The organism is Alphaproteobacteria bacterium (assembly GCA_004295055.1).
GTDB lineage: Bacteria > Pseudomonadota > Alphaproteobacteria > SHNJ01 > SHNJ01 > SHNJ01.
In genome coordinates this window covers 1-7,038 of the sequence record SHNJ01000021.1, presented here as the reverse complement: position 1 = coordinate 7,038, position 7,038 = coordinate 1, and the positions used below count along the sequence as shown (strand labels likewise).

The following is a 7,038-nucleotide window of genomic DNA, read 5'->3' as shown; positions in this document are numbered from 1 at the left end:
CCCCAATAAGGTCACAATATAAACAGGAAAAAGGGCGATCCGATAACGGTGTATAAAATAATTGCGGCGGCAAAACCAAATACTAGCCGCTTGGAATTAAAGCGGAAATGGGTTTTGACCCCGGTTCTTAACGGTTGGGCGATTGTTAATAAGCGCAATGCCTGCATGAACGCGGCCAATCCCATAATTGCCGCGCCCAGCCAAATCCAAACCACCAATGGATGATAGGATAGGCGCATAATCGCGGCGGATTTATCGGATTCAACTTCGGCCATGGCGGTATACACATCGCCCATAAGGGACGTATCGCGAGATGACTCGGTAGTAACCATGCCTTGCGAAGGGTAAAGATGTTTTTCCGGATAAAGCAATTGCGCGTAACCATTTTTCTCCGCCAGCAATCGGGCTTGGACATAGGCATAGTTGTCGCGAATATCTTCGGTGATTTGTTGCAAGGTAAATACATAATCGCCGACCGTCGCTTGTTCGCCGATCTTTAAACGCACCGTGTCTTCGGACAGCCAGGCGATCGACGCCACCATGCCTATTACACTTAACCCCATGCCCAGATGGCCCAGCGCAAAAGTATATGTGTTGAAGTTGATATTGCGATTCACGGCGGCGCGTAAAAATCCCCAAACGCTGCCTGCAATCGCGAAACAACCGATAAAAATTCCAACAGCCCCTAAAGACGATTTATACCGGAGTCCGGCGATTGTGATTGCGGTTAGGATGATGGCCGCGGCAAAAGTGATCAGGCATTGCCGCGCAAAAAAACGCGATGGCGTGGCGGCGGTTTTCAAAAACGGGGCAACCGCCATGATTAACAGCAATGGGGCCGCGATCGGCAGGAAAGTCAATTGAAAATACGGCATGCCGATAGACAATTTTTTCCCGTTATATAATTCAATAAACAGCGGGTATAGAGTGCCCAGGAATACGGTAAAACATAACACGGCGGCGAACAGGTTATGCAGGGCGAATCCCATTTCCCGGGACAGGAAATTTTCCGGCGCGGCGGAAGAAATTCTGGCTGCGCGCAAGGCATAGATTAGCAATGCGCAGCCCAGGATGATGGCGATGATGCCCAATAAAAAAATTCCGCGCATCGGATCGTTCGCAAACGCATGCACCGAAGTCAGAATCCCCGAACGCACCAGAAACGTGCCAATTAAACTTAACCCAAACGCGCCAATCGACAATAACAGACACCAATGTATCAATTGTCCTCGCGCCGCGGCAATGGTGCAATGGAGCAGGGCGGTGCATAATATCCATGGCATTAAAGACGCGTTTTCAACCGGGTCCCAAAACCACCATCCGCCCCAACCCAGTTCGTAATAGGCCCAATAGCTGCCAAGCGCGATGCCGAGCGTTAGAAAAGACCAAACCAACAATACCCACGGCCGCATCGCATTAAAGATGGGTTTAGCTTTGGCCGGTTGCAATAAAGCGGCCATCGCGAATCCGAACAATACCGTCGATCCGATATAGCCGAGATAAAGTAAAGGCGGGTGAAAAGCGAGCGCGGGGTCCTGTAGAATCGGATTTAAATCGCGGCCTTGCGGCGGCGGCGGGAATAACCGCCAAAATGGATTGGATGCCAGCAACATGAATCCCGTGAAACAAAATCCGACGGCGGCCGAAACGCTGGTAACGATATTGCGGCTTTGAAATTCCAAGGATTTGGATAAAAAGGTAAAGGCACAGCCATATCCAGCCAAAATCCATGCCCAGAATAACAAAGATCCTTCGTGATTCCCCCATAAAGCCGAGACTTTATATAATAGGGGCTTCATCGTGTGCGAATTTTCGAAAATATTGCGCACCGTGAAATCGGAATGAATATAGCCGTTCATCAGGGCAATCATCGCCGCACTCAGCAATAAAAAGCTGAATCGCAAAAACATGATCGGGCTGGCATCGCGCGCCGCTAAATCGTGGCGAAAGTTCTGCACGCCAAAAAACAGTGCTAGCCCGTTGGCCACAAATGCCAGAATCGCCGCGAAATGCCCAAGTTCGATAATCATGGCGCGAAGATAATCGGAAAATGAATCGGAGTCGAGAAGGAAGGTGAAATATTAAGCCAATTTCGGCTTGAATCCGTCAGGGAATTTTGCGCCTTGCACTTTGGCGCCTTCAAATTTGGTGTTGTTCAGGTTGCAATTGCGCAAATCGGCATGGCTAAGGTCGGCTTGCGATAAATTCGCGTCCGCAAGATTTGCGCCGCTTAGGTGCGCTCCGACCATGCTGGCTTTGAACAAATTGGCTCCGACCAGATTGGATGGCCAGGTGCGGCCGGTATGAATTCCGTCCGGCCCTTTTAAATCGACGGCGCCCAATTGCACTTCATCCATGTTGGCTTGCGTCAAATCGGCATTGGCCAGGTTTGCGCCTTCCAAAACGGCTTTATGCAATTTGGCCTGGCGCAGAACGCTGCTGGAAAAATTAGTCATAACCAGGATGGAATTTTCCAAATTGATATTTTCCATTTTACAACGGTCTAAATCCGCCCCGGACAAATTGGTTCCTGAAAGATCCAGGCCTTTCAAGTCTTCGCCGGACAAATTGGCGCGCGCGCCCTTGGCGCCGGATTCCTTGATCCAAACAAAATGTTCGTTCAAGATTTGCTGGATCGACGGTTTGGCTTGCAGGCTTGGGCGAGGCAGGTTGGCGCCAGTGATATCGGCATCGATCAAGTCGACACCGACCAAGTTCGCATCGTTCAAATCCGCGTGTTTGAAACAGGCGTCCTTGATGGTGGCGCCTTGCAAATTGACTTTTACCAGCGAGGCGCGGGTCAAATTGGCGCGCGATAAATTCGCGCCAGATAAATTGGCATTTTCCAAATCCGCTTCCGACATGTCGGCGCCGGTCAAATTGGTGCCCAGCAACTGCGCGCCGATTAAGATGGTTTTCGACATTTTGGCGTTCTTCAGATTCACCGCGGAATGCGCGTGTTTTCCTTTGTCTTCCGCTTCCGCTTGGTACAGATCCGCGGTTGAAACATTTTCGCCGTCTTCATTGGTTTTGCCGCGAATCAACCGGCCGCTGCGCATGTCGGCCTCGGTCAGATTGGCCCTTGTGAAATCGGCGTCTTGCAATGTTGTTCCGCGCATATCGGCGCGGCATAAAGTCGCTTCGGCCAAATTCGCGCCATGCAAATTGGCGCCGTATAAATCCGCCTCGCTAAGATCCGATCCGGAAAAATTGCAATATCGTAAATCCGCGCCGGTAAACTGCGCCAGCTTTAAATTTAAGCCGACAAAAGACATGCCGGACAGATTTTGATGTGAAAAATTGGCGCGTTTGCCGCCAACCGCGCCCTTTAGCCAGGTTTCGTGGTTGCTGAGAATTTTTAATAATTTATCCGGGGTCATAGGTCTGATTCCGGCAATACAGCGTCTTGTTGGTTGGTGTTGTTGAAATTGGCGGTGGAAATATCCGCGCCTAGGAAATTGGTGTGGCGTAAATTGGATCCGGAAAAATCGGTACCGCTTAGCAATGTGTTGCGGAAATTCGCGCCTTCCAGATTCGCGCCGATAAATTGCGCGGCTTCAAGATTGGATGATTGCACGCTGTTGCCGCTGCTACGTTCGATTTCAACCCAATCCAGGTCGGCACCATATAAATTGGCTTTTTGCAAATTGGCTTTTTGCAAATCGACGCCGTTTAATATGGCGCGGGATAAATTGGCGCCGCTTAGATTGGCCCAGCTAAGATCCGCCAGCGACAAAATGGCAAACGACAGATTTGCGCCTTCGAAATTGACGCCCGATAATTTTGCCGCCATTAAATTGAATCCCGATAAATTGGCTTGCTTTAAATCCAGTTTCATCAGATCGGCGCGCTCGCCCGCTTCGCCGTTGCTGCGGATCCAGTTTAAATGCTCGCTAAGCGCCTGGCGGACTTTCGACGGCAAATTGGCCGTGACGGAATCATGCATCGCGCCGCGCAAATCGGCCTTGGAAAAATCGATATCGTCGATAATCGCGCCTTCAAAATCGACATGGCGGAAATTGGCGCCTTCGACCGATGCACTTGATAACGTCGCGCCTTTCATGGACGCGAGTCCTAAATTAGCGCCTTTTAGGTTAGTGCGGGTCATATTGGCACCATCCAAATTGGCGCGGGATAAATTGACCGCAGATAAATTTGCGCCGGCCAGTTTCGCCCCAACCAGGCTGGTGCAATATAAGGACGAATCCGCAAGATTCGCGCCGGTATTGGACGGTTCGCCGCCGCCGGATTCGATGAAATCGGCAACAGTGGCACGTTTTTTGCCTTCGGGCGCGCTGTTTTCGGCATCAAAGAAAGCGCCGCCGCGCAAATCGGCCTGTTTTAGGTCTGCGTAATCCAAGTTTACGCCCTTCATCGACGCACCGCGCAGATCCGCGCGTGCCATATTGGTGTTCGATAGATCGGCGCCATCCAAAGTTGCCACAAACATATCGGTGTAACTCAGATTGGCTCCTTTCAGATTGGCGCCGGATAAATCTGCTCCAGTCAGACGCACGGACTGCAGCAGTGCGCCTTCTAAATTTATGCCCATTAATTTTTGTTTGGATAAATCGGCGCGCTGCCCCCCTGGCAGCTTTTGCAGCCATTTAGCGTGCTTATCCAGAATATCGTGTAATTCGGCAGAGTTCATGAGAATGCCTGATCCTTTAAATTATAGTAACAAAGCCATAAAGTATACAAAGATCCCTTTTGCGAAATTGGGATTGCCGGTGGACAATATGTTTTATGTCGCAAAAACAACACTTTCCTAATTGCTTCAGCCGACTATATTGGGAACACAAAGCGGAGTCCAAACATGCAGCCCAAAAACAAAAAAACCCTGTATTTCCTTATATTTTTAACTTTTCTGGCGCTGGCGGTTTATTTCAAAGATCAGCTTTTCCCGATTTTATCCGGTGTCAAGGGCAGCGGCACCGCCGCCACGCCAGCCGCAGCGGCGCCGGCTGGCCAAATGCCTGCAACGCCTGTTGAAACGGTCGTTTTGCAATTGAAACCAATGGCGGCGGAAGTAAAAGCGGTTGGAACTCTGCAAGCCGACGAATCGGTTATCCTAAAACCCGAAGTCGCCGGCCGCATCGCGCAAATCCATTTCAAGGAAGGCGAGTCTGTCAAAAAAGATCAGGTGTTAATTTCGCTGGATGACAGTTTATATCGCGCCGAGTTGCAAGAATCGATCGCTTCGCGCGATTTGGCCAAACAGATTTACGAACGCTCCCGCGCTTTGTTTGACAAGGGAACCGGTACCGCCAATGCGCGCGACGATAACCGGTTGAAATGGCAGGCGGCGGAAGCGAGCGTGAATTTATCGCGCGCGCGGCTTGCGAAAATGCAATTGCTGGCGCCGTTTGATGGCGTGATCGGCGTGCGGTCGGTCAGTGTCGGCGATTATGTTGCGCCGGGGCAGGATTTGGCGGGGATTACCAAGCTCGACCCGCTAAAATTGGATTTCCGCATCGCGGAGACTTATTTGAATAATGTCCAGGTTGGCCAGAAAATCAATCTGACCACCGCGACTATGCAGGGTCAAGTATTTACTGCGGAAATTTATGCTATCGATCCGCAAATAGACGCGGAAACGCGCAGCGTTATTTTGCGCGCCTATGTGCCCAATCATGATCAGGTGCTGCGCCCAGGCGCCTTTGCGCAAATTTCGATTCCGTTGGGCAATCAATTGACCGCGCTAATGATTCCGGAACAGTCGGTCATTCCAACCGGCGGCAGCCAGTTTGTATATAAAGTCGTCGATGGTAAAGCGGTCAATACCACGATTAAAACCGGTTTCCGCGATCAAGGTCTTGTGCAAGTCACCGAAGGATTGAGCGAAGGGGACGAGGTTGTCACTGCTGGTCAGATGAAAATCCGCGATGGCGCGCCTGTTTCCGCTATTCGCGCCGCTATGCCGGCGCCAGCGGATAAAAAAGAACCGGATGGCGAAGCGCCGCCGGCAGCCAAAGCGAATTAGGGTCCAGGCATTATGCAAATCACCAGCACCATGATCAAAAGGCCGGTTTTCACCACCGTCATCAATTTGTTGGTGCTGTTGATCGGCGTGATGGCATTTGAACGGCTAAGTATTCGCGAATATCCGAACATTGACGAGCCGATTATCACGGTCGATGCCAAATATCCTGGCGCCAGCGCGGAAATCATGGAAAGCCGCGTTACGCAAATCATCGAAGATTCGGTTTCGGGAATCGAAGGGATCGAGGTGATGTCTTCGATCAGCCGTTCGGAAAGCAGCCAGATTACGGTTCGGTTCCGCATTGACCGCGATGTCGATGATGCCGCCAACGACGTACGCGACCGCGTGGCGAGGGTGCAAGGCGTATTGCCGGAAGAAGTCGAAGATATCAGCATTGCCAAAGTCGAAGCCGACGCGCAGCCGATTTTATATTTGGCTTTTTCCAGCGATCAGCATTCTCCATTAGAAGTAACCGATGTCGCCGATCGGTATGTCAAAGATAAACTGCAGAATCTAAATGGCGTTTCCGGCGTAAGGATCTTCGGCGAACGGCGCTTTGCGATGCGTATTTGGCTCGATCGCTTGAAATTGGCGGCTTATAATTTAACGCCGCAGGACGTGTTGCAGGCGTTGCGCAATCAAAACGTGGAATTGCCGGCCGGCCGTATTGAAAGTATCAAGCGTGAATTTACCGTGCAGGCCACAACCGATTTGCGCACAGCCGAAGAATTCGACAATTTGATTATCAAGCAAGGCCCCAATTATCTGGTGCGGTTGAGAGATATTGGCAGCGCGCAGATAGATGCCGAAAATACGCGCGTTAACGCACGGTTTAACGGCAAGCCTGCGGTGGCGATGGGCGTGATTAAACAATCGACCGCCAATCCATTGCAAGTGTCGAAAGAAGTCAAGGAAGCCATTCCCGACATCGTCAAAGCCTTGCCGCCCGGCATGAATGTGCAAGTCGCCTATGATTCTTCGATTTTCATCGACCGTTCGATCAAAGAAGTGTTCAAAACTATTTTCGAAGCGGTTGCGCTGGTTGCGGTCGTGAT

5 protein-coding genes are annotated in these 7,038 nt (G+C 50.9%); 2 read left to right on the top strand and 3 right to left on the bottom strand.

The window, feature by feature from the left end:
• Window positions 1–11 precede the first annotated feature (11 nt).
• From EYC62_05445 to EYC62_05435, 3 genes are read right to left on the bottom strand one after another with little or no spacing between them, the layout of a single operon-like run.
• Window positions 12–2,030, bottom strand: a complete 2,019-nt coding sequence (locus EYC62_05445) for a heme lyase CcmF/NrfE family subunit (protein ID TAH34286.1) — start codon at window positions 2,028–2,030, stop codon at window positions 12–14.
• A 51-nt stretch (window positions 2,031–2,081) separates the two neighbouring features.
• Window positions 2,082–3,380: a pentapeptide repeat-containing protein gene (locus EYC62_05440; protein TAH34285.1), complete on the bottom strand. Its 1,299-nt coding sequence runs from the start codon at window positions 3,378–3,380 to the stop codon at window positions 2,082–2,084.
• Entirely contained in the window at window positions 3,377–4,651 is a 1,275-nt protein-coding gene (locus EYC62_05435) for a pentapeptide repeat-containing protein (GenBank protein TAH34284.1), read from the bottom strand. Before EYC62_05435 ends, EYC62_05440 begins: the two co-directional genes overlap by 4 nt.
• Window positions 4,652–4,816: 165 nt before the next feature.
• Between EYC62_05435 and EYC62_05430 the strand changes: the two genes are divergently transcribed.
• The gene (locus EYC62_05430; protein TAH34283.1) at window positions 4,817–5,983 is read left to right on the top strand and encodes an efflux RND transporter periplasmic adaptor subunit; all 1,167 of its coding nucleotides are present in this window, start codon (window positions 4,817–4,819) and stop codon (window positions 5,981–5,983) included.
• 12 nt (window positions 5,984–5,995) lie between these two features.
• The coding region (locus tag EYC62_05425; protein ID TAH34282.1) for an efflux RND transporter permease subunit at window positions 5,996–7,038 on the top strand (1,043 nt) is incomplete at its 3' end.